22 protein-coding genes and 1 pseudogene are annotated in these 23,130 nt (G+C 71.4%); 11 read left to right on the top strand and 12 right to left on the bottom strand.

Features of this window, described 5'->3' with window-relative positions; all coding sequences use genetic code 11:
- Positions 1–29: 29 nt before the first annotated feature.
- Positions 30–2,987 carry an FAD-binding and (Fe-S)-binding domain-containing protein gene (locus tag MKK64_RS27250; protein WP_243938852.1) on the bottom strand — a complete coding sequence of 986 codons (2,958 nt, stop codon included), beginning with the start codon at positions 2,985–2,987 and terminating at the stop codon, positions 30–32.
- A gap of 114 nt (positions 2,988–3,101) precedes the next feature.
- Here MKK64_RS27250 and MKK64_RS27255 point away from each other — a divergent pair, with 114 nt between their 5' ends.
- On the top strand, positions 3,102–4,193 hold the full coding sequence (locus tag MKK64_RS27255) for a threonine aldolase family protein (protein ID WP_243938855.1): 1,092 nt from the start codon (positions 3,102–3,104) through the stop codon (positions 4,191–4,193).
- A gap of 136 nt (positions 4,194–4,329) precedes the next feature.
- Here the strand turns inward: MKK64_RS27255 and MKK64_RS27260 are convergent, their stop codons facing one another.
- A complete protein-coding gene (locus tag MKK64_RS27260; RefSeq protein WP_243938856.1) occupies positions 4,330–5,748 on the bottom strand; it encodes a TadE/TadG family type IV pilus assembly protein in 1,419 nt (472 codons plus the stop codon).
- A 301-nt stretch (positions 5,749–6,049) separates the two neighbouring features.
- Entirely contained in the window at positions 6,050–6,310 is a 261-nt protein-coding gene (locus MKK64_RS27265; protein WP_147729719.1) for a PepSY domain-containing protein, read from the bottom strand.
- 125 nt (positions 6,311–6,435) lie between these two features.
- Here MKK64_RS27265 and MKK64_RS27270 point away from each other — a divergent pair, with 125 nt between their 5' ends.
- The 3 genes and pseudogenes from MKK64_RS27270 to MKK64_RS27280 all read left to right on the top strand — a co-directional run bounded on the left by MKK64_RS27270 (position 6,436) and on the right by MKK64_RS27280 (position 8,691).
- Positions 6,436–7,968: a YifB family Mg chelatase-like AAA ATPase gene (locus tag MKK64_RS27270; RefSeq protein WP_243938858.1), complete on the top strand. Its 1,533-nt coding sequence runs from the start codon at positions 6,436–6,438 to the stop codon at positions 7,966–7,968.
- A gap of 152 nt (positions 7,969–8,120) precedes the next feature.
- A pseudogene (locus tag MKK64_RS28525) lies at positions 8,121–8,264 on the top strand (type II toxin-antitoxin system RelE/ParE family toxin); the annotation flags it as partial.
- 94 nt (positions 8,265–8,358) lie between these two features.
- The gene (locus MKK64_RS27280) at positions 8,359–8,691 is read left to right on the top strand and encodes a DNA-binding protein (RefSeq protein ID WP_147729593.1); all 333 of its coding nucleotides are present in this window, start codon (positions 8,359–8,361) and stop codon (positions 8,689–8,691) included.
- A 52-nt stretch (positions 8,692–8,743) separates the two neighbouring features.
- Here the strand turns inward: MKK64_RS27280 and MKK64_RS27285 are convergent, their stop codons facing one another.
- The 5 genes from MKK64_RS27285 to MKK64_RS27305 form a co-directional block, all read right to left on the bottom strand.
- Positions 8,744–9,466 carry a glutathione S-transferase family protein gene (locus MKK64_RS27285; protein WP_243938860.1) on the bottom strand — a complete coding sequence of 241 codons (723 nt, stop codon included), beginning with the start codon at positions 9,464–9,466 and terminating at the stop codon, positions 8,744–8,746.
- Positions 9,467–9,490: 24 nt separating this feature from the next.
- Positions 9,491–9,913 carry a hypothetical protein gene (locus MKK64_RS27290; RefSeq protein WP_147843604.1) on the bottom strand — a complete coding sequence of 141 codons (423 nt, stop codon included), beginning with the start codon at positions 9,911–9,913 and terminating at the stop codon, positions 9,491–9,493.
- 182 nt (positions 9,914–10,095) lie between these two features.
- The gene (locus tag MKK64_RS27295; protein ID WP_243938861.1) at positions 10,096–10,482 is read right to left on the bottom strand and encodes a hypothetical protein; all 387 of its coding nucleotides are present in this window, start codon (positions 10,480–10,482) and stop codon (positions 10,096–10,098) included.
- A gap of 109 nt (positions 10,483–10,591) precedes the next feature.
- The gene (locus MKK64_RS27300; RefSeq protein WP_243938863.1) at positions 10,592–12,463 is read right to left on the bottom strand and encodes a methylmalonyl-CoA mutase subunit beta; all 1,872 of its coding nucleotides are present in this window, start codon (positions 12,461–12,463) and stop codon (positions 10,592–10,594) included.
- Positions 12,464–12,575: 112 nt separating this feature from the next.
- Complete coding sequence (locus MKK64_RS27305) at positions 12,576–13,379, bottom strand: undecaprenyl-diphosphate phosphatase (RefSeq protein WP_147727639.1); 804 nt, start codon at positions 13,377–13,379, stop codon at positions 12,576–12,578.
- Between MKK64_RS27305 and MKK64_RS27310 the strand changes: the two genes are divergently transcribed.
- The 4 genes from MKK64_RS27310 to MKK64_RS27325 all read left to right on the top strand — a co-directional run bounded on the left by MKK64_RS27310 (position 13,363) and on the right by MKK64_RS27325 (position 16,357).
- Positions 13,363–13,563: a hypothetical protein gene (locus MKK64_RS27310; protein ID WP_243938865.1), complete on the top strand. Its 201-nt coding sequence runs from the start codon at positions 13,363–13,365 to the stop codon at positions 13,561–13,563. The two genes, MKK64_RS27305 and MKK64_RS27310, sit on opposite strands and share 17 nt — an antisense overlap.
- A 75-nt stretch (positions 13,564–13,638) precedes the next feature.
- Positions 13,639–14,331: a glutathione S-transferase family protein gene (locus tag MKK64_RS27315; protein WP_147727635.1), complete on the top strand. Its 693-nt coding sequence runs from the start codon at positions 13,639–13,641 to the stop codon at positions 14,329–14,331.
- 29 nt (positions 14,332–14,360) lie between these two features.
- Positions 14,361–15,491 carry a tRNA epoxyqueuosine(34) reductase QueG gene (gene queG, locus MKK64_RS27320; RefSeq protein ID WP_279593401.1) on the top strand — a complete coding sequence of 377 codons (1,131 nt, stop codon included), beginning with the start codon at positions 14,361–14,363 and terminating at the stop codon, positions 15,489–15,491.
- Complete coding sequence (locus tag MKK64_RS27325; protein ID WP_243934971.1) at positions 15,488–16,357, top strand: SDR family oxidoreductase; 870 nt, start codon at positions 15,488–15,490, stop codon at positions 16,355–16,357. The genes queG and MKK64_RS27325 overlap by 4 nt, the downstream gene beginning before the upstream one ends.
- Positions 16,358–16,373: 16 nt before the next feature.
- On the opposite strand, the gene MKK64_RS27330 is transcribed toward MKK64_RS27325, so the two are convergent.
- Together MKK64_RS27330 and MKK64_RS27335 are read right to left on the bottom strand one after the other, a co-directional pair.
- Positions 16,374–17,438 (bottom strand): esterase, encoded by a 1,065-nt coding sequence (locus MKK64_RS27330; RefSeq protein WP_243938870.1) that lies wholly within the window; start codon positions 17,436–17,438, stop codon positions 16,374–16,376.
- A gap of 103 nt (positions 17,439–17,541) precedes the next feature.
- On the bottom strand, positions 17,542–18,105 hold the full coding sequence (locus tag MKK64_RS27335) for a DUF533 domain-containing protein (RefSeq protein WP_147843403.1): 564 nt from the start codon (positions 18,103–18,105) through the stop codon (positions 17,542–17,544).
- Positions 18,106–18,276: 171 nt separating this feature from the next.
- Here MKK64_RS27335 and mdcB point away from each other — a divergent pair, with 171 nt between their 5' ends.
- Both mdcB and MKK64_RS27345 read left to right on the top strand, forming a co-directional pair.
- A complete protein-coding gene (gene mdcB / locus MKK64_RS27340) occupies positions 18,277–19,146 on the top strand; it encodes a triphosphoribosyl-dephospho-CoA synthase MdcB (RefSeq protein ID WP_243938872.1) in 870 nt (289 codons plus the stop codon).
- Entirely contained in the window at positions 19,143–20,063 is a 921-nt protein-coding gene (locus MKK64_RS27345) for an acyltransferase domain-containing protein (RefSeq protein WP_243938874.1), read from the top strand. Before mdcB ends, MKK64_RS27345 begins: the two co-directional genes overlap by 4 nt.
- 126 nt (positions 20,064–20,189) lie before the next feature.
- Here MKK64_RS27345 and MKK64_RS27350 read toward each other — a convergent pair whose 3' ends face one another.
- Entirely contained in the window at positions 20,190–20,549 is a 360-nt protein-coding gene (locus MKK64_RS27350) for a hypothetical protein (RefSeq protein WP_243938876.1), read from the bottom strand.
- A gap of 253 nt (positions 20,550–20,802) precedes the next feature.
- Between MKK64_RS27350 and MKK64_RS27355 the strand changes: the two genes are divergently transcribed.
- On the top strand, positions 20,803–21,690 hold the full coding sequence (locus MKK64_RS27355; RefSeq protein ID WP_147843400.1) for a transglutaminase-like domain-containing protein: 888 nt from the start codon (positions 20,803–20,805) through the stop codon (positions 21,688–21,690).
- 94 nt (positions 21,691–21,784) lie between these two features.
- On the opposite strand, the gene MKK64_RS27360 is transcribed toward MKK64_RS27355, so the two are convergent.
- On the bottom strand, positions 21,785–22,822 hold the full coding sequence (locus MKK64_RS27360) for an alpha/beta hydrolase (RefSeq protein WP_243938878.1): 1,038 nt from the start codon (positions 22,820–22,822) through the stop codon (positions 21,785–21,787).
- Positions 22,823–23,130: the final 308 nt, after the last annotated feature.

The following is a 23,130-nucleotide window of genomic DNA, read 5'->3' on the forward strand; positions in this document are numbered from 1 at the left end:
GAGGCGCCCCTGTTTAGGCGCCTCCGAAATCAGTGTCGAGGCATCAGGGCTCGGTCCAGGATCCTGATCACATGTTCTGCCTCCAACCCGAGCCCGTCGTGGATCTGGTGGCGGCAGCTGGTGCCGTCCGCGACCACGAGATCGCCGGGGCCGGCCTTGCGCAAGGCCGGAAACAGCGACAGCTCGGCCATCGCCAGCGAGGTGTCGATGGTCTCGGCGCCGTAGCCGAAGGCGCCGGCCATGCCGCAGCAGCTCGATTCGATCGGGCGCACGTCGAGCCCGGGCACGCTGCGCAGCACGCTCTCCACCGCGCCCATCGCGCCGAAGGACTTCTGGTGGCAATGGCCGTGCAGATGCGCGACGCGGCCCCCCTGGTCGGCGAAGTCCGGCGCGATCAGGCCGGCCTTGAGGTCGGCGGCGAGCAGCTCCTCGATCAGCAGGCTCTGCTTGGCCAGCAGGTTCGCGTCCGGCCCGGGCAGCAGGGCGACGAACTCGTCGCGGAAGGTGAGCAGGCAGGATGGTTCGAGGCCGACGACGCGGGCGCCGGCCCTGACGAAGGGCAGGAGCGCGTCGAGCGTCCGTCGCGCCTCGGCCCGCGCCCGGTCGGTCTGGCCCGAGGCGAGCCACGTCCGCCCGCAGCAGAGCGGGCGTTTGCCCTTGGCGGGAAAGACGCGGTGCAGCCGATAGCCGGCGGCGACGAGCACCCGCTCGGCCGCCTCCAGGTTCTCGCGCTCGAAGGCGCGGTTGAAGGTGTCGCCGAACAGGATCACGTCGCGGTGCTCGCCCACCACGTCCTGCGGATGGGCCGGCTCGCCGGTCTCCTTCCAGGGCCTGCGCCAGCGCGGCAGCGAGCGCCGGGCGGAGAGGCCGGCGACCTGCTCGGAGATCCGCGCCAGCGCCGGCACCCGGTCGCGCAGGTTGAGCAGCGGCGCGAGCCGGGCGGCGATGCCGGCGTAGTGCGGCATCGCGCCGATCAGCCGGTCCTTCAGCGGCAGGCCGTGGCGGGCGTGGTAGTGGTGCAGGAACTCGACCTTCATCCGCGCCATGTCGACGCCGGTCGGGCATTCGCGGCGGCAGGCCTTGCACGAGACGCAGAGGTCCATCGTGCGCTTCATCTCGGGCGACGTGAACGCGTCCTTGCCGAGCTGGCCCGAGATCGCCAGCCGCAGGGAGTTCGCCCGTCCGCGGGTCAGGTGCTGCTCCTCGCGCGTGACGCGGTAGGACGGGCACATCGCCCCGCCGGCGAGCTTCCGGCAGGTGCCGTTGTTGTTGCACATCTCGACGGCGCCGCCGAAGCCGCCGGCCTCGGGCCAGTCGAGGGCCGTCGCCTGCGGCTCGCTCACCCGGTAGTCCGGCGCGAACCGCATCAGCGTGCGGTCGTCCATCCTGAGCGGGCGCACGATCTTGCCCGGGTTCAGGCGGTTCTCCGGGTCGAACGCGTCCTTCACCGCGTCGAAGGCGCGGGCGAGGCGCGGCCCGAACAGGGGCGCGATGTATTCCGAGCGCGAGATGCCGTCGCCGTGCTCGCCGGAATACGAGCCCTTGTAGCGGCGCACCAGCTCGGAGGTCTCCTCCGCGATGGCGCGCATCTTGGCGACGTCGCCGCCCAGCTTCATGTCGAGGATCGGGCGGACGTGCAGGCAGCCGACCGAGGCGTGGGCGTACCAGGTGCCCCGCGTGCCGTGCTTGGTGAACACGTCGGTGACGGCGTCGGTGTAGTCGGCGAGGTGCTCGAGCGGCACCGCGCAATCCTCGATGAACGAGACCGGCTTCGCGTCGCCCTTCATCGACATCATGATGTTGAGGCAGGCCTCGCGCACCTCCCATACGGACTTCTGGCGCGACGGCTCGTGGATCTCGACCACTGCGTCGGGGAAGCCGTGGTCGGCCATGCAGGCGTCGAGGCGCTTCAGGTCGCGCTTCAGCCCGGCGAGATCCTCGCCGGCGAACTCCGCGAGCAGAAGGCAGTTCGGCGTGCCGCGGGTGATGTCGGCGAGCGTCGCGCGAAACAGCGGGATGTCGGCGCCGAGCACCAGCACGTTGTTGTCGACGAGCTCCACCGCCACGGGGTCGAGGTCGACGATGTGCCGCGTGGTCTCCATCGCGGCGCGGAACGACGGGAAGTGGCACACCCCCATCACCCGGTGCGCCGGCAGCCGCGACAGCTTCAGCGTCACCGAGGTGGTCGCCGCCAGGGTGCCCTCGGAGCCGACCAGCAGGTGGGCGAGGTTCGGCCGCGCCTCGATCAGGGCATCGAGGTTGTAGCCGCCGACCCGGCGCTGGACCTTCGGGTATTTGTCTCGAATTTCCTGGCGCTCCGATTCGGCAAGCGCGATCATCTTGCGCGCGAGGTCTTCCGCGCGGGCCGAGCCGGTGACGCCGTCGGACGCGTTGCCGGTCAGCCCGAAGCCGAACGCCTCCGCATCGTGGAACAGCGCCTCCATGGCGAGCACGTTGTCGCTCATCTTGCCGAAGCGCAGCGAGCGGGCGCCGCAGGAATTGTTGCCGGCCATGCCGCCGATGGTGCAGCGGGTCGCCGTCGAGGGCTCGACCGGGAAGAACCAGCCGTCGGCCTTCACGCGGGTGTTCAGGCGCTCCAGCACCATCCCCGGCTCGACGGTGACGGTGCCGGACTCGGAGTCGTAGTCGCGGATGCCGTTGAAGTGGCGGGAGCAGTCGACCACCAGCCCGGAGCCGATCGGCTGCCCGTTCTGCGAGGTGCCGCCGCCGCGCATGATCACGGGCACCCCGTGCTCGGCGGCGATCGTCAGGGTCGCGGCGATGTCGGCCGCGCTCCGCGGCAGCACCACGCCGGCCGGCATGATCTGGTAGATCGAGGCATCCGTCGCGTAGCGTCCGCGCGTGAAGGCGTCGAACCGGGCCTCGCCCTGCAACGCCTCGGCGAGACGCCGCGCAAGACCCGCTCCGTTCCGCCCCGCGACGCGTGCGCCCTGTCGTGCACCCTGGGGCGCCGTTCCAACCGCCACCTGCTCGGCCCTCCGTGCGACCGAACGCGGCCGCCTCTCCTAAATGTATTCAAAATTCATTTTTAGGGAAAGATGGCGCGCATCGCCTTCGCGATCCCGCGCGGTCATGGCACTATGGCGCCGCAACCCCGCCCAGAGGCAAGCCTTCCCGTGACGATCGATCTCTACAGCGACACCCAGACGCGGCCGACGCCGGGCATGCGGGAGGCGATGGCGCGCGCGGTGGTGGGCGACGAGCAGTCGGATTCCGACCCGACGACGCGCGAGCTCTGCGACCGGGTCGCGGCGCTGCTCGGCCAGGAGGACGGCGTGTTCATGCCCTCCGGCACGATGTGCAACCTGGTCTCGATCCTGGTGCAGACCCGGGCCGGCGACGAGATCGTGGTCGACGACCAGTCGCACATCTACAACACGGAAGCCGCCGGCTCGGCCGCGATCGGCGGTGTCTCGGTGAGGGCGCTCCCGACGCCGGCAGGCGTCTACACGCCCGAGGCGTTCCGGGCCGCGATCCGTCCGCCGGCGCGCACCGCGCCGCGCAGCGCCCTCGTCTCCATCGAGCAGACCACCAGCTTCTCCGGAGGCTCGGTCTGGGAGCTGGCCGACATGCGGGCGATCCGCGACATCGCCCGCGCGCACGGCCTCAAGGCGCATATCGACGGCGCCCGTCTCCTCAATGCGGTGGCCGCCACCGGCATCCCGGCGAAGGACTACGCCGAGGGGTTCGACAGCGTCTGGCTCGACCTCAGCAAGGGTCTCGGCTGCCCGGTCGGCGCGGTGCTGTGCGGCGCCCGCGACTTCGTCGTCGAGGCGTGGCGCTGGAAGTACCGCCTCGGCGGCGCCATGCGCCAATCCGGCGTGATCGCGGCCGCCGGCCTCTACGCGCTCGACCACCACGTCGATCAGCTGAAGACCGACAACGCGCATATCCGGCTGATCCACGCGGCGATCGCCGACGTGCCCGGCCTGCATTTCGACCCGACGGCCGGGCAATCGAACATCCTGTGCTTCGGCGTCGCCGGCCTCGGCGTCACCGCCTCGGACTTCGCCGAAGCCTGCCTCGCGCACGACGTCCGCATCCGCGCCATCGGCAGCCAGATCCGGGTCACGACCCATCTCGACGTCGACCGCGCCGGCGCCGAGCGGGCCGCCGAGGTGATCCGTGCGACGGCGATTTCGTTCGCCGAGCGCCGGGGGGGCGATCGTTGATGGTCGAACCCTGACGAGTGGTACCTACATCGAGGGTCCGCATTCGACCCTTTGCAAACATCAGAAAGGTCGCTTGCGACTGTCGACGAGGCAAAGGCCTACGGTCGGGTTGGATAGATCTCTGGCAGCCAGTGTTCTATTGTGTAAGGACGACCTTGCCGTTGACGGGCCCGACACCCTTGGGCACCGGCACGCTCGTCGCGTCGTAGTTTGCGTTCAGATACAGTGTTGGACCGTCGTAGAGGTCGAGGAGCTGCACGACGATGACCGTGTAGGCCGACTGATCGCTCACGGCCGCGCTGCCGTCGATGATGAGCCGACCGGCTGGCAGGTAGATCGTGCCCAGCATCGTGCGGGCATTGTTGCTGATGATACGGTACTCGCGCAGCGGCTTCGAGGGGGGAGATGGCGGGGGCGGGGGTGAGCCTTTCGGGCCCGGTGGTGGTGGAACCGGCGCGGACACGCTCGGCTGCTCTGTCATCAGGAAGCCCGCCAGGGGGCCGCTCACCGGCGCCGACAGGCTGATCGTGGTGTTGGCATCGAACCGCAGACCAGCGGCGTCGCCCATGAAATAGAACCCGACATTCTGACCCGACATGCTGGCTTGCTGATCCACGATCAGCGGACCGTCCTTGATGATGTAGACGCCCGGGTTGAGCGTGACCTTGGCCGTTCCGGTGATGTGCAGGCCGCCGCAATACGTGCTGGGATCAAGCGTCGTGCTGGCCGTCACCGCAACGTTGCCGGCTGCTGGTCCTCCCGGTCCCTTTCCTGGGCCAGGGCCGGCCGCCGAACTCACCGTCACGCAGCCCCCGGGGGGCGGTGCGGTCACGATGCTGGCCAAAGGATCGTTGATCGCAGGGCAACCCGGGGTCACAGGCGGCGCGAAGTTGGCGCGGGCTGTGCTCGATCCACCGACGCTGCAGATCCTGTCAGCCTTGGCGATGGCGTTGTCGTCACCCTGAATGGCCTTGGCATCTTTGGAGTTGGCATAAAGGGAGCAAGACGTCGCCGACGGGTTCGCGTTCTTCTCCAGATGCAGGCTACCCGTAGCAGCGGGATCGAGGGTGAGCAGGCACAGGCGCATCTTGCCCATGACCGTCGCGGTCGAGCGGGCTGTGATCGGCACCACCTTCACGCCGACGAAGGCTCCGAAGGTGAGCTTGAAATTGTCGGTCGCGCTGGCTGAGACGCCGGTCTTGTCACTGGTGACCGAAACCTGCACGGTCAGGGGCCGATCAGGCGGGGAGGGTGCATTTTCGATGATGATCCGCTGAACGATGCTGGCCACCGCAGTCGAATTCGATGGCGCGAGCTTCAGGGCATTACCTGCCGCGAGCGTGGCATTGTCGACGGCGCTCTGCAATTGGCTACGGCGATAGGCTATGCGGCTGTAATCGATGCCGCCGCCAACCAAGCCAAGGAGGACCACGCTGGTCAACGCGAAGATCAGAGCGACTGCACCGCGGCGATCCGCATGGAAGCGTTGCCAGGTCTGCAGCGCGCGCTGCCAGTAGGGGACACGGTACGCGTGGGTGCGGCTTTGCCGAGCCATTCAGGTACCGTTTGCGAGCGCGTTCCCCCGAACGCCCACACAGCAGCACACACACGTTAAAGATGCATTGGCTCTTGGTCTTCAGCGCCTCGGCCTCTGCGACGTGCCCAGTCCCGAACCTCGCCTACACCTCGACGGCAGGCTTGGATTGAAGGCAAAACGTCCGCTTCGGGGCAAACGGCCGGGGTCCGGTTGCCACTCTTCTCGGAGGTTTGGCTACAGGTACCAAGCGTCGGATTTCGACCCCTGGCAGGGTGGGCGCCGGTCGGCAGAGCCGCACGGCGCCCGCATCGTCCCTGCGCTACTCGGCCTTGCGCTTGACGATGGCGAGGGTCTTCGGATCGAGCTTCAGGTCGAACTGCTTGCCGGAGCCGTCGACGGCATCGTCGACCTCGATCATGCCGTCGTCCAGCTCGATCTCCTTCCACTGGGTGAAGCCTTCCTGCTTCAGCATCGCCTCGACCTTGGCCTGCTGGTCCGGCGGCAGCTTCTCGTCGGCCCGCGCCGCACCGGATAGGCCGGCAGCGAGGACGAGGGCGAGGACGGTGGAAGTCGGGCGCATGGCGGTTTCCCTTCGTGGTTGTCGACCGGCGGAGAACAGCCGCGCGAGGAGCCGGTTCCTGAGGTTGTCAGGCTCATAGGCGCCGCCTAGGCTTACTTTCCCGTAAGCCGAAGGCTCCTCACGTCATGGTCACCCGCGTCGCCACCGTCGCCTTCGAGGGCATCGAGGCGCGTGCCGTCGACGTCCAGGTGCAGATCATCCCCGGCGCGGTGAACTTCACCGTGGTCGGCCTCGCCGACAAGGCGGTAGGCGAATCGCGCGAGCGCGTGCGCGGCGCGCTGATCGCCTCGGGGCTGGCGATGCCGGCCAAGCGCATCACCGTGAACCTCGCCCCCGCGGATCTGCCCAAGGAGGGCTCGCACTACGACCTGCCGATCGCGCTGGGCGTGATGGCGGCGATCGGCGCGCTGCCGGCCGACGCGCTCGCCGGCTACTGCGTGCTGGGCGAGCTGGCGCTCGACGGCACGATCACCGCGGTCAACGGCGTGCTGCCGGCGGCGATGGCGGCGGCTGCGCGCGGGCTCGGGCTGATCTGCCCGGCCGCAACCGGGCCCGAGGCGGCCTGGGCCGGCGGCGACCTCGACGTGCTGGCGCCGCGCTCGCTCATCCAGCTCGCCAACCACTTCAAGGGCACGCAGGTGATGGCCCGGCCGGTGCCGGCGGTCGCCGCTCCCGGGGCGCCCCTGCCGGACCTCCGCGACATCAAGGGCCAGGAGGGCGCCAAGCGCGCACTGGAGATCGCGGCCGCCGGCGGCCACAACCTCTTGTTCAACGGGCCGCCCGGGGCGGGCAAGTCGATGCTCGCCGCGCGCCTGCCCTCGATCCTGCCGCCGCTGACGCCGCGCGAGCTGCTCGCGGTCTCGATGATCCAGTCGGTGGCCGGGGAGCTGAAGGAGGGGCGGCTGTCGGACCGGCGCCCGTTCCGGCAGCCGCACCATTCGGCCTCGATGGCGGCGCTCGTCGGCGGCGGGATCAACGCGCGACCGGGCGAGGCCTCCCTGGCCCATGGCGGCGTGCTGTTCCTCGACGAGCTTCCCGAGTTCACGCCGCAGGTCCTCGATTCGCTGCGCCAGCCGATGGAGACCGGCGAGATCATGATCGCGCGGGCCAACCACCGCGTCACCTACCCGGCCCGCTTCCAGCTGGTCGCCGCGATGAACCCGTGCCGGTGCGGGCAGGCGCTGGAGCCGGGCTATGCCTGCCGACGTGGCCCGAACGAACGTTGCATGGCGCAGTACGGCGCCCGCATCTCCGGGCCGTTGCTCGACCGGATCGACCTGCGCATCGAGGTCGCGGCGGTGACCGCCGCCGACCTGATCCTGCCGCCGCCGGCCGAGGGCTCGCGCGAGGCCGCCTCGCGGGTCGCGGCAGCGCGCGACCGCCAGACCGCGCGCTACGACGCCGCGGGCTTGGCCGCGGGCACCACCAATGCGACCTGCCCGGCCAGCCTGATCGAGCGGGTCGCCGCCCCAGATGCCGACGGCGCCGCGCTGATCCGCACCGCCGCCGAGAGCATGCGGCTGACCGCCCGCGGCTTCCACCGGACGCTGCGCGTCGCCCGCACGCTCGCCGACCTCGACGGCGAGCCCACGGTTCGCCGCCTCCACCTCGCCGAAGCGCTGTCGTATCGCGGGCGGGGGGAGAAGGCGGCCTCGTGAGACGGGCAACGCTGACGAGCGGAACGATGTCGCCTTGTATGGTACCCTATATGGTACTATCCTGAGTGAAGATCCTAGAATTCATCGACGATTCCCATCGATCGCCGTTCGCCGACTGGTTCGGCAGGCTCGATCCGTTCGCTGCGGCCAAGGTGACGATCGCGCTGGCACGGATCGAGAAGGGCAATCTCTCCCATGTCGAATCCGTCGGCTCGGGGGTGCAGGAATACCGGCTCGATTTCGGTCCGGGCTACCGATTGTATTTCGGCAGAGACGGCGAAACATTGATCATTCTGCTCTGCGGCGGCACGAAGCGCTGTCAGCAAGCCGACATCGATCGGGCGATCGAGAATTGGGTCGCCACAAGCACCGCAAGGCGCAAGGACGCTGATGCCGCTCACGCGAAGTTTCAAGGACACTGTGAAGGCGCGTGCCGCGCGCGATCCGGCCTTTCGGGAGGCCCTGCTGACGGAGGCGGTCGAGAGCTTCCTTGCCGGCGAGATCGACGTCGGCAAGACGGTGTTGCGCGACTACATCCACGCGACCATCGGGTTCGAGCGCCTTGCCACCGAAACCGGCTCCTCGACGAAGAGCTTGATGCGGATGCTCAGCGCCGCCGGAAACCCGACGGCCAGCAACTTGTTCTCGATCCTTGGCACCGTTCAGAAGGAAGCCGGCCTGCGTCTCACGGTGACGGCGGGGCGGTCGACCGCGTCCAGCTGATCGCAGTCCTCGCGTCGGCGCCCCAAGATCGCTCAGGGCCGCCGCCCCGGCGTCATCCGTCGAGCGCGGCGTAGCGGCGGAAGATGCCCTGCTCGTTGAACGGGATCCGGCGCGGGCTCGCGAGGTAGGCCGCGATCCGCGGGCGCACCGCGACCGTCGCGTGCAGCGCGGCCACGCGCGGATGGTCGGGGAGCCGCGCCGCCATCGCCTTCGGGAAGGCGTAGCGCAGCCCGTCGATCAGCTGGAACAGCGACAGGTCGGCGTAGCTCAGGCGATCGCCGACGAGGTGGGTGCCGTCGTTGCGGGTGAGCACGTGCTCGAACCACGCCAAGAACTCGGGGATGCGGTCGGCGCGGAAATGCGCGGCGCGGCGCGCGGCTTCGGTCGTCTGGGCCTCGTAGGCGAGGCCGGCCGCGATCGGGTGGTGGGTGTCGTGCGCCTCGGCCACCATGTCGGCGATGGTGAGCTGGATCTGGTGCGTCCAGATCCGCTCGCCCTCGGCCGCTCCGGCCAACCCGAGCCGCGGGCTGAGATAGAGCAGGATCGCCGCCGTCTGCCCGACGACCACGTCGCCGTCGCGCAGGAAGGGCGGTGCGAAGGCCGGGCGCGGCTCGTCGAGATTCTCCAGGATCCGCGTCAGCGCCGGCAGGCCGAGACCGTCGGTCTCCGCCTCGCGGGCGACGTCGACGTAGGCCGCGCCGGCCTCTTCCAGGGCGAGGCGCACGAACTCGCCGCGGCCCTGCAGCATCGGCCAGTAATAGAGCTCGTAGGGCATCGCCGCGCCGTCACGCGCGCGGCGTCACTCGCCCGGGGCCTCGTCGGCGGCGGCCTTGTCGGCCGGCGGCTCGGCGCTGGCGACAGTCTTGCGCTCCAGCATCGGCTGGAGGCGGAGCGCGAGCTGCTGGTCGAGATGGCGGGCGTAGGCGCCCTTGAAGAACTTGGCGCCGGTGCCGCCGCCGTAGAGGCGATCATGCGCCGCGATCATCGCGTCGACCTCGGGACGGCAGAGAAAGCCGATCACGCCGGCGGCTTGGAACCAGCGACCGGCGCGGGCGTGGTTCATCGCGCCCGGGTTGGCCATCACCGTCTCGGCGAAGCAATCGGTCGCGGCCTGCTGCAGCGGCGCCAGCACCTTGTCCGCCTCGGGCTTCGAACGCTCGCGCGCCGTGGCCGGCGCGAGGGCGAGGAGGAATGCGAGCGCACCGAGCAGCGGGGTCTTCATGGCGCGGGAAGCCTCGAACGAGTGATCGATCGAGGCGAGTATTCCCCAGGGATTTTGTCGGGAACAGGGCCGTCCGCGCCGCAGCGCACGCGCCGGGCGCGATCCTGCGCCATCGTCGCTTCCGCGTCACAGCAGCGCCCCCGCCACCGCCGCTTCGACCGCCGGTTTCGCCTGGGAGCGTCCTAGCCGCGGCGCTCGGCGTTCCAGCGACCGCTGCATTCGGGGCCGCCCTGGGTCGACCAGGTGCCGGCGCCGGTCCCCTGGCGGCCGAGGCGCCCGACGACGTTGGCGGTCGCCGACCCGTTCGAGATCGTCGCGCGCACCGACCCGTTGGTCGCGACCCGGCCGCTGATCGCGAAATCGCCGCCGGGATAGCTGGCCTCGCCGCGCTGGATCCGCACGCCGTAGCGATAGGCCCGGTCGCAGATGCCGGATTCGGTGATGACCTCGATGCTCCAGTTGCCGTCGTAGCGGTCGGGGATCTGGACCTTCTTCCGGGCCGCGTCGGCGGGGCTGAGGCCGGCGGCTGCGAGGATGAGGAAGGCGGAGGCCAGCGTCAGTGCTTTCATCGGATCCCGATCGGGCGAGCGTGTCGAGTGCCCGGCACGCACCGCGCGGGCGTGCAGGCATGTCCGCTTCGAAACACGCGACGGCCGGATCGGTTGCCGATTTCCCCGCTCAGGCGCGGGCGGCCCGCCTCAGGGCGTCGTTCAGCAGCGTCAGGAGGTCGCCGCCGGCATGGAGGAAGCCGTGGACGCCCGCCGCCGCGAGCGGTTCGGCGAGATCCGCCCCCGGCTTGCCCGCGAGGTAGATCGTCCCGGCGCCGGCCGCCGCCAGGGCCTTCGCCGCGGAGACGGCGCGGGCTTCGTAAACGGCGTCGGAGGAGCACAGGCAGGCGAGCGCCGCACCCGAGACCTTGAACGCCTCGGCGAGGCTCGCATCGTCGGGGAACCCGTCGTTGCTCAGCGCCTCGATGCCGCCGGCGGCGAAGGCGTTGGCGGCGAAGGTCGAGCGGGCGTTGAACACCGCGACCGGGCCGAGATTGGCCAAGAACACCTGCGGGCGCTTCCCGGTCTTGTCGAGGAAGCCGTCGGAGGCGTCGCGCAGGGCCTCGTAGGGCTCGGCGAGCCGCTGTGACGGCAGGGCGTCGCAGGCGACCGCCGTTCCGCTGCCGAAGCTCGCCGCCGGGGGGGCGGCGACGGGCGCCACGTCGAGCACCGCGACCGGCTTCTCGGCGAGGTAGGGGAATTCGGTGGCGCCGGTCAGCGCCTCGCGCCGCGTCGCGACGTTCTTCGCCCGCGTCTCCCGGGTGATCTCGATCCGGCGCTGGAGCTTGCCGACGCTGAGCGAGGCGACGATGCCGCCCTCGCGCTCGATCGCCCGGAACGCCTCCCAGCCGGCCTCGGCCAGCTGCGCGGTCAGGCTCTCGAAGCCGCCGGCGCCGGCGGCCGGATCGGCGACGCGGGCGAGGTTCGATTCCTCGATCAGCACGATCTGGCTGTTGCGCGCCACCCGCCGGGCGAAGGCGTCAGGGAGACCCAGCGCCTGGGTGTAGGGCAGGGCGGTGACGGCGTCGGCGCCGCCGAGCCCGGCCCCGGTCGCCGCCATCGCGGTCCGCAGGATGTTCACGAAGGGGTCGCGCCGGGTCATCATCCGCCACGCGGTCTCGGCCTGGAGCCGCAGCGGCTTCGGAGCGAGCCCGCAGGCCTGCTCGATGCGGGCCCAGAGCCGGCGCATCGCCCGAAACTTCGCGATGGTGAGGAACTCGTCCGCGTCGGTCACGAGCAGGATCCCGACCGCGTCGCGGGCCCGTTCCAGCGACACCCCTTCCGCCTCCAGCGCCCGGAGATAGGTCACGGCCGTGGCGAGCACCGCGCCCAGCTCGGCCGCCTCGCCGGCGCCGGCCTCGTGATAGGGCCGCCCGTCGGCCAGGAGCGCGCGCCCGGTGAAGCCGGCGGCGTCGAAGTCCTTCACCGCCTGCCCGAGCTTCGGCGCGATCTCGGACCACACCGCCCCGAGGCTGCCCGAGGCGGCGAGCGTGCCCACCGGATCGATACCGAGGTTGAGGTCGCAGGCCGACAGGTCCTCGCCGCGCGCCTTCGCCAGCTCGACCACGAGGCGGGCCGCCTCCAGCCCGAGCGGGCCGGCGTCGACGCGCAACCCGATCAGCGGCAGCATCACGCCGGCGAGCGCGGCTTCCAGCTCTTCGACCGTGCGTGCGGTCAGGCCGTAGCCGTGGGCCGCCGGCGCGCCGGAGAACACCAGGGTCAGCGCATCGGCGCCGCCTTCGAGGTCGGCCAGCGCCTGCCGGTTCGCCTGCTCGATCTCGGGATGGTCGACCCGCTGGGCGATGCGCCACGGGCCGGCCGCGCGGACCGGCTGCGGCACGGGCTCGGCCGCCTCGTAGAGCGGCTCGATGCGCAGGCCGTCCGCCGTCTTGGAGACGAGGCGCTTCTCGTAGTCGGCGCCCTTCAGAACGCCCTCGACGAGGCCGAGCCAGCGCGCGCGGGTCGCGGGCTCGAAGAGGTCGGCAAGCGGTCTGTCTTCCATCGCGGAGGGCCTTCAAACGGTGCCGGGATGCGGGTCTTTCGCCCGCTCTCCCCATCCGTCTGCCCTCGCACGGCCCCGCTGGCGAGGCAATCGACGGCGGCGATCGTATTTTTTATCCAAAGATGATCAGGCCGGCGAAGCCCGCCGAGCCGACGATGATGCGCCACCACGCGAACAGCCAGAAGCCGTGGCGGGAGACGTAGTCGAGCACCGTCCGCACCACGACGAGGGCCGAGACGAAGGCCACCACGAAGCCGATGACGATCAGCCCGACGTCGTCGCCGTTGAGGTTCTTGTAGTTGTCGAGCAGGTCCTTGGCGAAGGCGCCGGCCATGGTCGGCATCGCGAGGTAGAACGAGAACTCGGTGGCGGAGCGCTTGTCGGCGCCCATCAGCATCGCGCCGACGATGGTGGCGCCGGAGCGCGACACGCCCGGGATCATCGCCAGGCACTGGAAGATGCCGATCTTCAGGTCCATCGGCAGGGTGAAGTCGTAGACGTCGGTCTTCTTCACCTCGAGATCGGTGTCGTCCAGGACGAGCAGCACGAGCCCGCCCGCGACCAGGGTCGCGCAGACGATCCACGGATTGAACAGGTAGGCCTTGATCACCTTCGAGAACAGGCCGCCGATGATCGCCGCCGGCAGGAAGGCGAGGAGGATGCCCAGCACGAACCGGCGCGCCTGCGGGTCGTTCGGCAGGGCGAACGCGATGCCGAGCAGCCGGCGGAAATACACCGCCAGGATCGCCAGGATCGCGCCGAGCTGGATCAGCACCTCGAAGGTGTTGTTGGGCGAGTGGAACCCGATGAAGTGCCCGACCAGGAGCTGGTGCCCGGTGGAGGAGACCGGGATGAACTCGGTCGCGCCCTCGACGACCGCGAGCACGACCGCCTTCGCGATGCTCATCGCATCCATCATCGCAGATCTCGCATCATCGCTGGTCTCGACCGTTCGCGCCGCGCCGGCCGGCGACCGGCCTGAGGAAATGGAATCGCCGCCCGCGGCGCGACGCCCACAGGCTTCGCCGACGATGGTGAACGAGCGGTTACCGCGTTCCGTGCGGCGTGTTAATGAGGCGGCAACGATCGAGCAATCATGATCATCCCACGCTCGGTCCCGCGGGTGTCCCGTGCGGCGCGTCCCGCCGGCCCTTTTCAGTCCGACAACGGCCTCGATGGCGACGCTCTATCACTTTCCCTTCTGCGCCAACTCGCGCTTCATCCGCCTCGTCCTGGCCGAGATGGGCCTGGAGCCGAGCCTCGTCGAGGAGCGGCCCTGGGACAGGCGCGACGAGTTCCTGCTGATCAACCCGGCCGGCACCACGCCGGTGCTGATGGAGCAGGGCGGCCTGGTCGTGCCCGGCGGCGGCATCATCGCGGAATACCTCGACGAGACCCGCGGCCTCGGCCTCACCGGGCGCCGGCTGATGCCGGACCATCCGGCCGAGCGGGTCGAGGTGCGCCGGCTGATGGACTGGTTCCTGGTCAAGTTCGAGGCGGAGGTGACCGGCTACCTCGTGACCGAGAAGATCGCCAAGCGCTTCATGACCAGCGCCACCGGCGGCGGCCCGCCGGACATGAACGCGATCCGCGCCGCCCGCACCAACGTCCGCTACCACCTGAAGTACATCGGCTACCTGATGGCGCGGCGCCGCTGGATCGCCGGCGACCACCTGACCTATGCCGACCTCGCCGCCGCGGCGCACCTGAGCTGCGTCGACTACCTCGGCGACGTGCCGTGGGACGAGGACGAGACCGCGCGCGACTGGTACGCCCGGGTGAAATCGCGGCCCTCCTTCCGCGCGCTGCTCGCCGACCGGGTCGCGGGCATGCCGCCGGCCGGGCATTACGCGGACCTGGATTTCTGACCGACCGCCGCATCTTCGCAGGCCGGGACCTGCGCCGCCTCGTCGAGGTCCGCGCCCGCCACCTGGGCTTCTGCGACCTGCAGGTCACCCGCCCGGAGGCGGTGCCGGAATTGCCCGGACGCCTCGCCGCGTGGCTGGGCGAGGGCGCCCACGGCACGATGGGCTGGATGGAAGACCGCGCCGACCAGCGTGCATCGCCCAAAACCCTGTGGCCGGGGGTGCGCAGCATCATCGTGCTCGCCACGAACTACGGACCGGAGACCGACCCGCTCGATCTGCTCGCGAAGAAGGATCGCGGCGCGATCGCGGCCTACGCCCAGCGCCGCGACTATCACGAGGTGGTGAAGGGCCGGCTGAAGGAGCTCGGCGGCTACCTCTCGGCCAAGGGCGACGTGCGGGTGAAGGTGTTCTGCGACACCGCCCCGGTGATGGAGAAGCCCCTGGCCGCGGCGGCCGGCCTCGGCTGGCAGGGCAAGCACACGGTGCTGCTGTCGCGCGATCACGGCAACTGGCTGCTGCTCGGCGCGATCTACACCTCGGCCGACTTGGAGCCGGACGCGCCCGAGCCCGACCATTGCGGCTCGTGCCGCGCCTGCCTCGACATCTGCCCGACCAACGCCTTCCCGGGCCCCTACCGGCTCGATGCGCGCCGCTGCATCTCCTACCTGACGATCGAGCATGCCGGCCCGATCGCCGCGGAGTTCCGCACCGCCATCGGCAACCGGGTGTTCGGCTGCGACGACTGCCTCGCCGTTTGCCCCTGGAACAAGTTCGCCCGCGTCGCGCAGGACGCGCGCATGGCCGCCGATCCCGGCCTCGACGCGCCGCCGCTGGCCGAGCTCGCCGCCCTCGACGACGCCGCCTTCCGCAGGCGCTTCGCCGGGACGCCGGTGAAGCGCACCGGCCGCGACCGCTTCCTGCGCAACGTCCTCATCGCCGTCGGCAACTCGGGAGACCCGGCGCTGGCGTCCTCCGCCGTGCAGAACCTCGCGGACCCGGCCGCGATCGTGCGGGGCATGGCGGTCTGGGCCTGCGGCAGGCTTCTCGGCGCCGCGGCCTGCCGTCCCCTTTACGAACGCCACGGGCTCGGCGAGACCGATCCGGACGTTCGGGCCGAGTGGCGTGCCGCGCTCGACCCGCCCGCGGAGATGCCATCATGACCCTGTTCGTCTTCGGCCTCGGCTTCTCGGCCCGGCGTTTCTCGGAATGCGCGCGCGGCCGGTTTCCCCAGATCGTCGCGACGGTGACCGAGCCGGACAAGGCCCGCGCGATCGAAGCGGAGACCGGGCTGTCGATGAGGGCCTTCGGCCCCGAGGCCGACGACCCGCGCATCCCCGCCGACCTCGCGGCGGCCGACGCGCTGCTCGTCTCGGTCCCGCCCGACCGCGACGGCGACCCGGTGCTGCGGCGGTTCCGCGACGACATCGCCCGGAGCCGGATCGGCTGGATCGGCTACCTCTCGACGATCGGCGTCTACGGCGACCAGGGCGGCGCCTGGATCGACGAGACCGCGCCGGCGACTCCGAAGAGCGCGCGCTCGCAAGGGCGGCTGGCCGTCGAGAACGCGTGGCGGGCGCTCGGCGCCGAGACCGGCAAGGCGGTGCAGGTGTTCCGGCTGTCGGGCATCTACGGCCCGGGCCGCAACCCGATCGTGAAGCTGCGCGACGGCCGATCCCAGCGCATCGTCAAGGCGGGGCAGGTCTTCAACCGCATCCACATCGACGACATCGCCACGACGCTGCTCGCCTCGCTCGACCGGCCGCGCAACGGCGCGGTCTACAACGTCACCGACGACGAGCCGGCGCCACCCCAGACCGTCACGGAATACGCCGCGGCGCTCACCGGCCTGCCCCTCCCGCCGGAGGTCGACTTCGAGACCGCCGACCTCTCGCCGATGGCACGCAGCTTCTACGGCGAGAACAAGCGCGTGCGGAACCGCCTGATCCGCGCGGAACTCGGCGTCGACCTCGCCTTCCCGACCTATCGCGAGGGGCTGCAGGCCTTGAAGGACGAGGCGGCCGGCTGACGGAGCCGGCCCACCGTCACGGGCGCGGCGGCACGTGCGCGTCGAGCCAGGCGGCCAGCCATGCGGCCACGTCGAGGCTGTTCCTGTCCTGCATCAGCATGTGCGAGTTGCCCGCCATGCCGACGTCGGGCAGCAGGACCAGCTCCGCCATGCCGCCGGCCTTGTTGGCGGCCTCGACGAAGGCGCGGCAGAGCTTCAGCCGCGTGGCCCAGCGCGGCACGCGCTCGACGTAGTCGCCCCACAGCACGAGGATCGGCAGGTCCCTGTAGGGTGCCAGGTCGTCCTTGGCGGGATCGGGGCAGGCGGCCGGCTCGATCGCCACGAGGCCGCGGATGCCGGCGCGATCGAGCGCGGCGGTCTGGAACGGGTAGATGCCCGATTGCGAGTGGCTGATCAGGATCGCGCCGTCGAGCCCGGTTTTCTCGATCGTCTTGGCCAGCTCGGACAAGGCCGGCACGGTCGGGTTCGGGGTCGGCAGGGTCGCGGCCCAGTCGGCGACCATCTGCTTCCAGAACTCGGCCTGCGCCTCCAGCGGGAACTGCATCCCGGGAAACACCTCCGGATATTTCGGGCCGAAGCGGAAGATCGCCCAGGCCGGCTCCTGGCCGGCCGACACCACCGGCGGCAGCGTCTCGGGCGCCGCCTGGCCGGTCTTCACCGCGTTGATCCTGGACGGGTCCACCGCCGAGCGGCCGCGACCGGCCTGGTCGATCACGTAGGTCGGGAACCCGGCGCGGACGAAGAACTCGTCCCAGCCCATGCGCCCGTCCGGCGTCGTCTCCCAGGTCTTGCCCGTGAGGCAGCAGCCGTGGATCAGGACGATCGCCGGGCGCTTGGCCTCCACCGGGATCTGGTAGCGCACGTAGACCTGGTCGACGCTGATCGTGCCCGAGGGTGCGTAGGCCGGCAGCGTCGAGAGGGTGTCGGAGGCGACGCTGCGACCGCCGACGAAGAAGCTGCCCTGCCGGGCGATCGTCAGCGGCCCTGCGGGCTCGGCCGCCGCGGCGGGCGGGGCGAGCAGGCTCCCGATCAGGGCGATGGCGGCGAGACGCCGCGGCGGCGTCGTGTTGTCCTCGGACATGCGGTTCCCGGTTCCCCGCGGCGCCGTCTTCCGTGGCGCCGCAGCCGGAACCTAGCACCGCCGCGCCCGCCGGCATCAACCGGAAGGTGCGGCGGCGCGACGATCAGGCCGAGAGTTCACGCTCGACGCGGGCCGCGGCCTCGGCCGGCACGTCGAGCGCCTCGGCCAGCATCTTGAGGAACTGGCGCTCCTGCATCGTGTCGAGGTCGATCGCCAGGGCCGCGGCGGCGTAGATCCGGGCGGCGGCGTCGGAATCGTCGACCGCGTCGGCGATCTCGTCGATCTCGGCCGGGTTGGCGAGCTCGCGCTCGAGCCAGGCGCGCCCGTCGCGATCGATGCCGGCCGCCGCGACGGCCTCGTCGAGCCGGCGCCGCTCGGCCGCGTCGACCAGGCCGTCGGCCACGGTCGCCGCCACCATCGCGCGCAGCATCAGGCGCGCCTCGTCTTCCGGCACGTCCTGGAACGCCGCCGTCTGCGCCTCGTCCGGCTTGCCGCCGCGCAGCGCCCGGAAGGCGAGGCCGCCGATCAGCGCGAGGCCGCCCAGGGCCGCGCCAGCCAGGGCTCCGCCGCGCGCCTTGACGAGGGCGTCGACGATCGACTTCGCGTCGACGGACTTCTTGGGATCGACGGGCAATTTGGCGTCGGCGGTTTTGTTCAGATCGGGCATCGCGGGCTACTCCGAACGCGGGCGGGGATCGGACCGGCAACGACCGGACGGGGCCAAGGTTCATCGGCATCTTCCGTCGCGCCGGTGGCGGTTGCCGGATTCGGGCGCGGCGGCGATAGAGGGCGGCACCAGCCGATGGCGCTCCTTCCCCGTCCCCTAAGCCGAGAGGCCATGACGACAGCCGCACGATCCAAGAGCCCGAGCCTGCCTCTGCGGGACGCCGAGCGCGCCAGGCGCATCGCGGCCGTGGCGGCAACCGCGTTGCGGCTCGAGCTCGACACCTACCCCAAGCCCGGCCTCGTCAGCCGCGTCGACAGCGGCAGCCATGCCGACATGGACGCCGCCACCTTCGCAGCGAGCACGGCGGTGATCGAGCCCTACCTCGCCGACCTCGCGGCCGCCGGCGCCCAGGAGGCGACGATGCCGGCGCTGCGCCGCATCGGCATCGCGGCCGAGGCGGCGATGCGCGCGGCGACCGGGGGCGTGAACACCCATCGCGGCGCGATCTTCGGCCTCGGGCTGCTCTGCGCGGCCGCCGGGTCGTTCACCGGCGAGACGATCCCCGCCGGCGGGCTCGGCGGCCGGATCCGCCAACGCTACGGCGACGCCATCCTCGACGGCCCGGTCCTGCTGCGCGCCCCCGGAGCCGAGGCCCGGCGCCGCCACGGGGTCGGCGGCGCGCCGCACGAGGCGGCCTCCGGCTTCCCCCACCTCTACGGGGTCGGCCTACCGGCCCTCGACCGCGGCCGGCGCCTGCGGCCGGACGATCCGGAGGCGGCGCGTGTCGAGGCCTGCCTCGCGCTCATCGCCACCTTGGAGGACACGAACCTGCTGCATCGCGGCGGCGAGGCCGGCTACGCCTTCGCCCGCGACGCCGCCGCCGGCTTCATCACGGCCGGCGGCGTCGGCCGGTCGGATTGGCGCGCCGCGGCGGAGGACCTCCACCGCGCCTTCGTCGCGCGCAACCTCAGCCCCGGCGGCGCGGCCGACCTGCTGGCGATGACGCTGTTCGTGGACGCGATCGAGGCGCCGCGCCCATGACGCTGGCGATCCTCTGCTCGGGGCAGGGCGCCCAGCATCCCGGAATGTTCGATCTCACCGCCGACCTGCCGGCGGCGCAGGCCGTGTTCACCGCGGCGCGGCCGCTGCTCGGGGCCGACCCGCGCGACCTCGCACGCGCCGGCGGCGACGCCCTGAACGAGAACCGCACCGGGCAGATCCTGTGCTGCGTCGCGGCGCTCGCCGCCTGGACCCTCGTCTCGGAGGCGGCGCCCGGCCGCCGGATCGTCGCCGGCTACAGCATCGGCGACTTGGCCGCCTGGGGCTGCGCCGGACGCTTCTCGGCCGAGACCGTGCTGGCGCTCGCCGCGGCCCGAGCCGAGGCGATGGATGCGGCCTCCGGCTCGGGGTACGGCCTCGCCGGCATCCGCGGCCTGCCGCAGGCGCGGGTCGCGGCGATGGCGACCGCGCAGGGCTGCCACCTCGCGATCCGGAACGCGCCCGACAGCGTCGTGATCGGCGGAGCGGTCGGCGGATTGGAGGCCGTCCGCCGCGACGCCCTCGCGGCCGGCGCGCAGCGCGCGGTGCTGCTTCCGGTGCGGACGCCGTCGCACACCCCGCTCCTCGCGGACGCCGCCGCCCGCTTCCGCAAAACCCTGCGCGAGGCTCTTCCTGACAAGCCGGCGCGCACGGCGCCCCGTCTGGTCAGCGGGCTCGACGGCAGCACCGTGTTCGATGCCGCGGCCGGGCTCGACAAGCTCGCGCGCCAGATCGCCACCACGATCGATTGGGCGGCCTGCCTCGACGCCTGCCGGGAATACGGCGCCACCACCGTGCTCGAGCTCGGCCCCGGCCACGCGCTCGCGACGATGGCCGCCGTGGCGCTCCCCGACGCGCGGGTGCGGGCGCTGGAGGATTTCCGTTCCGCGGCGGGCGTGACGGAGTGGCTCCCGGCCTAGGGAACGCTGCGCCCGAAGCGCTCTCCCTCCCCCCGCGGAGGGGGGAGGGGGGACGTGAAGCTGGGCGCCGGAGCGTTCAGTGGGCCCGGCAGCCCGGTGCCTGGCGGGCCAGCGCGCCCGAACCCGTCACGAATCGAGGGCGTCGGCCTCGTCGATGTCGAGGAGGAAGACGATGTCGGCTTCGTCCTCGTCGTCCTCGCCCTCGCCCTCTTCGGTGGTGGCGTCGTTGGCGGCGGCGTGTCGCGGATCGTCCTCGAAGTCGCCCTCGCCGTCGTCCTCCGCCAGCGCGTCCTCGAAGATCTCGATCTCGTCCTCGCTGGCGGCGCGGATCTTGAGCTCCGAGGTGCCGTTCCAGAGCGGCGCGCCGTCGCTCGTCATCTTCTGGATGTCTTCCTTGAAGCCGTCGCAGGTGAAGAGGTCGCGCGCGGTCTCCTCGTCGCCGTTGATGACCGCCACGGCTTTGCCCTCGATCTCGAGCGTGAACATCGCTGACTTCCCTCTGGTTACCGTGGTTGCGGAAGGCCCCGCATCCGGGCCGTTCGCGCCTGCGCCGCAAGAAAGCTTTGGAACTTCCGCGCACCGCTCTCAATCCGGTCGCGGGGATGCTGTAGGGGGGAACGGTACACCCGCCAACCCCGAATTATCGCGCCGTCCGAGCCCTCCGCGGTCCGCCTCCTGCTTGGACCCGGCGACGGCATGGCGTGGCCGGCGCCGGCCCAGGAAAGAAGGATCATCCCGGATGCGGATCAGGCTCGGCTGCGAGATGCGCTACGCCTTCCCCTATCCCGTGCCGATGGTGGTGATGCTCAACCTGCATCCCTCCTGCGCCGACGCCCTCGAGGCCCCCGATGCGATCGTCACCCATCCCGAGGTGCCGGTCGAGACGTACCGGGACAGCTTCGGCAACCTGTGCGGCCGCCTGATCGCGCCGGCCGGCGCGTTCACCATCGGCACCGACGGGGTCGTCGCCGACGACGGGTTGCCCGATCCCGCCGAGCGGGACGCCGAGCAGCACCGCGTCGAGGACCTGCCGGCCGAGACCCTGCTGTTCCTGCTGCCGAGCCGCTACTGCGAATCCGACCTGCTCGCCGAGGAGGCCTGGCGGCTGTTCGGCGACGTGCCGCCCGGCTGGGCCCGGGTGCAGGCGGTATGCGACTTCGTCCACGCCCACCTCGCCTTCGGCTACGAGTTCGCCCACCGCGACCGCACCGCGCTCGACGCCTACCAGGGCGGGCGTGGGGTCTGCCGCGACTTCACCCATCTCGCGGTGGCGTTCTGCCGGGCGCTGAACCTGCCGACCCGGTACTGCACCGGCTACATCAGCTTCATCGGCGAGCCCGAGCCGCATCCGGCGGGCGACTTCTGCGCCTGGATGGAGGTCTATCTCGGCGGGCGCTGGCACGTGTTCGACCCGCGCAACAACGCGCCGCGCATCGGCCGGGTGATGGTCGCCTACGGGCGCGACGCCGCCGACGTGCCGCTGACCCACACGTTCGGCCCGAACCCGCTGGTCGGCTTCCGGGTCTGGGCCGACGCCGTCGCGGTGATCGACCACCTCGACGCGGAGGCCGCCGAGGAGCCGGAGGAGCCGCTGCCGCCGCAGACCATGACGACCCGGATGGGGTGAGGAGCGTTCATTCTTGGTCGTATGGGTCGGGACCCATGAGGCCCGGCGGACGCCCGCCGCCCCGCGGTCGCGGGGGCCGGATCACGATCCGGGCTCAGGCCCCGCTGCCGCCGCGCGAGATCGCGCGCTTGACCACGCCCTGCACCTCGGGGTTCGAGAGGAACAGGTCGTGGTTGATCAGGCCGCCGCCGTAATCCGAGGCGTCGGCGACGCGCACGCCCAGCGCCTCCAGGCGGTCGCGGTCGGCGGCGCCGGCGCGCACGACGCCGCCGGCGATGGCGCCGGAGAGCTCGAGCGCGCGGTCGTTGGTCGACGAGATCACCGTGATCTTGTGCACGTCCGCGCCGAGCTTGGCGACGCTGCCCGTGAACAGGTCGATGTCGATGTCGGGGGCGGCGAGCACCACGGCACCGATCCGACTCATCGCCGCGTCGCCGGCCTCGGCGCGCAGCATCCGCAGGGTCTCCAGCGTCAGCAGCGTGCCCATCGAGTGGGCGACGATGTTGATCCTGCCCGCGCTCTGGGTCGCCGCGAGGGCCTTCAGCAGGTCCTCGAACGCGTCGCGCGACCACAGCGCGCTCTCGCGGTCGTAGCCGTAATCGAAGGTCGCGGCGGCCGACGGCCAGGTGAACAGGCCGGAGACGCCGCGGAAGCGGATGCCGTCCGAGAGCCGGGCCGCGCTGACGGCGGCCGACTCGAACGATTCGCGGTAGCCGTGGACGTAGATCAGCACGTCGCGGCCGAGGGCGGCCTCCGCGAAGGCGTTGGCCGCGCCGGGGCCGGTCTCGACCTTCGGCACCGCGCCGATGGTCCAGTCGCCGGAGATCACCGACGAGACCTTGCCGAGCAGCGACCGGTCGGGCGGGGACAGCCGCACCTCGGCGAAGCTCAGGCCGCGTCCGCGCTCGGCGTTGAAGTAGGGGGGCTTGGGCGGGCTGCCGACGGGCTTGCGCGTGGTGGCGACGAGCAGGACCGGCATCACGTCGAGGGCCGACTGCCTCTCGGGCAGCGCGACCGTCCCGGTCGAGAGGCTGTCCGTGACGCAGCCGCCGAGGGACGGCGCCAGCACGGCGGCCCCCCCGAGGGCACCGAGTCGGACGAAGGCGCGGCGGGTCGGAGGCTGGCGCAGCATGATCTCGGGTCTGTCCGGCACGAGGGGAGACGGCGATGTGTCCGGCTCCGAGACCTAGCCTGTGCCGCAGGATCATGACCATGGCAGGGCGTAAGCGTGACCGTTCGTCCGGTGGATTGCGGGCATCCGGCGCGGCGGCCGGGAGCCTCCTCCTGAACGGCGGCGGCGTACGGCGGTCGGAAGGGCAGGGGGATGTCTAGGGCAGGGGGGTGCCTCACGATCGGAAAAGGACCCGCCGTGTTCACAGCGCGAAACCCTTTCGATCGCCAGGTCGTCACCGGCGCGTCGCGCGATCGGCCTGGCCACCG

The sequence above is a fragment of the Methylobacterium sp. E-025 genome (assembly GCF_022829705.1).
In the GTDB taxonomy this organism is placed as follows: domain Bacteria; phylum Pseudomonadota; class Alphaproteobacteria; order Rhizobiales; family Beijerinckiaceae; genus Methylobacterium.

What these genes read in the sequence shown, in the direction of transcription:
- MKK64_RS27255 (WP_243938855.1), top strand. Translation starts at nt 3,102, where the DNA reads ATGGCGCCGCAACCCCGCCCAGAGGCAAGCCTTCCCGTGACGATCGAT.
- MKK64_RS27260 (WP_243938856.1), bottom strand. Translation starts at nt 5,748, where the DNA reads ATGGCTCGGCAAAGCCGCACCCACGCGTACCGTGTCCCCTACTGGCAG.
- MKK64_RS27265 (WP_147729719.1), bottom strand. Translation starts at nt 6,310, where the DNA reads ATGCGCCCGACTTCCACCGTCCTCGCCCTCGTCCTCGCTGCCGGCCTA.
- MKK64_RS27270 (WP_243938858.1), top strand. Translation starts at nt 6,436, where the DNA reads ATGGTCACCCGCGTCGCCACCGTCGCCTTCGAGGGCATCGAGGCGCGT.
- MKK64_RS27280 (WP_147729593.1), top strand. Translation starts at nt 8,359, where the DNA reads ATGCCGCTCACGCGAAGTTTCAAGGACACTGTGAAGGCGCGTGCCGCG.
- MKK64_RS27285 (WP_243938860.1), bottom strand. Translation starts at nt 9,466, where the DNA reads ATGCCCTACGAGCTCTATTACTGGCCGATGCTGCAGGGCCGCGGCGAG.
- MKK64_RS27290 (WP_147843604.1), bottom strand. Translation starts at nt 9,913, where the DNA reads ATGAAGACCCCGCTGCTCGGTGCGCTCGCATTCCTCCTCGCCCTCGCG.
- MKK64_RS27295 (WP_243938861.1), bottom strand. Translation starts at nt 10,482, where the DNA reads ATGAAAGCACTGACGCTGGCCTCCGCCTTCCTCATCCTCGCAGCCGCC.
- MKK64_RS27300 (WP_243938863.1), bottom strand. Translation starts at nt 12,463, where the DNA reads ATGGAAGACAGACCGCTTGCCGACCTCTTCGAGCCCGCGACCCGCGCG.
- MKK64_RS27310 (WP_243938865.1), top strand. Translation starts at nt 13,363, where the DNA reads ATGCTCATCGCATCCATCATCGCAGATCTCGCATCATCGCTGGTCTCG.
- MKK64_RS27305 (WP_147727639.1), bottom strand. Translation starts at nt 13,379, where the DNA reads ATGGATGCGATGAGCATCGCGAAGGCGGTCGTGCTCGCGGTCGTCGAG.
- MKK64_RS27315 (WP_147727635.1), top strand. Translation starts at nt 13,639, where the DNA reads ATGGCGACGCTCTATCACTTTCCCTTCTGCGCCAACTCGCGCTTCATC.
- MKK64_RS27325 (WP_243934971.1), top strand. Translation starts at nt 15,488, where the DNA reads ATGACCCTGTTCGTCTTCGGCCTCGGCTTCTCGGCCCGGCGTTTCTCG.
- MKK64_RS27330 (WP_243938870.1), bottom strand. Translation starts at nt 17,438, where the DNA reads ATGTCCGAGGACAACACGACGCCGCCGCGGCGTCTCGCCGCCATCGCC.
- MKK64_RS27335 (WP_147843403.1), bottom strand. Translation starts at nt 18,105, where the DNA reads ATGCCCGATCTGAACAAAACCGCCGACGCCAAATTGCCCGTCGATCCC.
- mdcB (WP_243938872.1), top strand. Translation starts at nt 18,277, where the DNA reads ATGACGACAGCCGCACGATCCAAGAGCCCGAGCCTGCCTCTGCGGGAC.
- MKK64_RS27345 (WP_243938874.1), top strand. Translation starts at nt 19,143, where the DNA reads ATGACGCTGGCGATCCTCTGCTCGGGGCAGGGCGCCCAGCATCCCGGA.
- MKK64_RS27350 (WP_243938876.1), bottom strand. Translation starts at nt 20,549, where the DNA reads ATGTTCACGCTCGAGATCGAGGGCAAAGCCGTGGCGGTCATCAACGGC.
- MKK64_RS27355 (WP_147843400.1), top strand. Translation starts at nt 20,803, where the DNA reads ATGCGGATCAGGCTCGGCTGCGAGATGCGCTACGCCTTCCCCTATCCC.
- MKK64_RS27360 (WP_243938878.1), bottom strand. Translation starts at nt 22,822, where the DNA reads ATGCTGCGCCAGCCTCCGACCCGCCGCGCCTTCGTCCGACTCGGTGCC.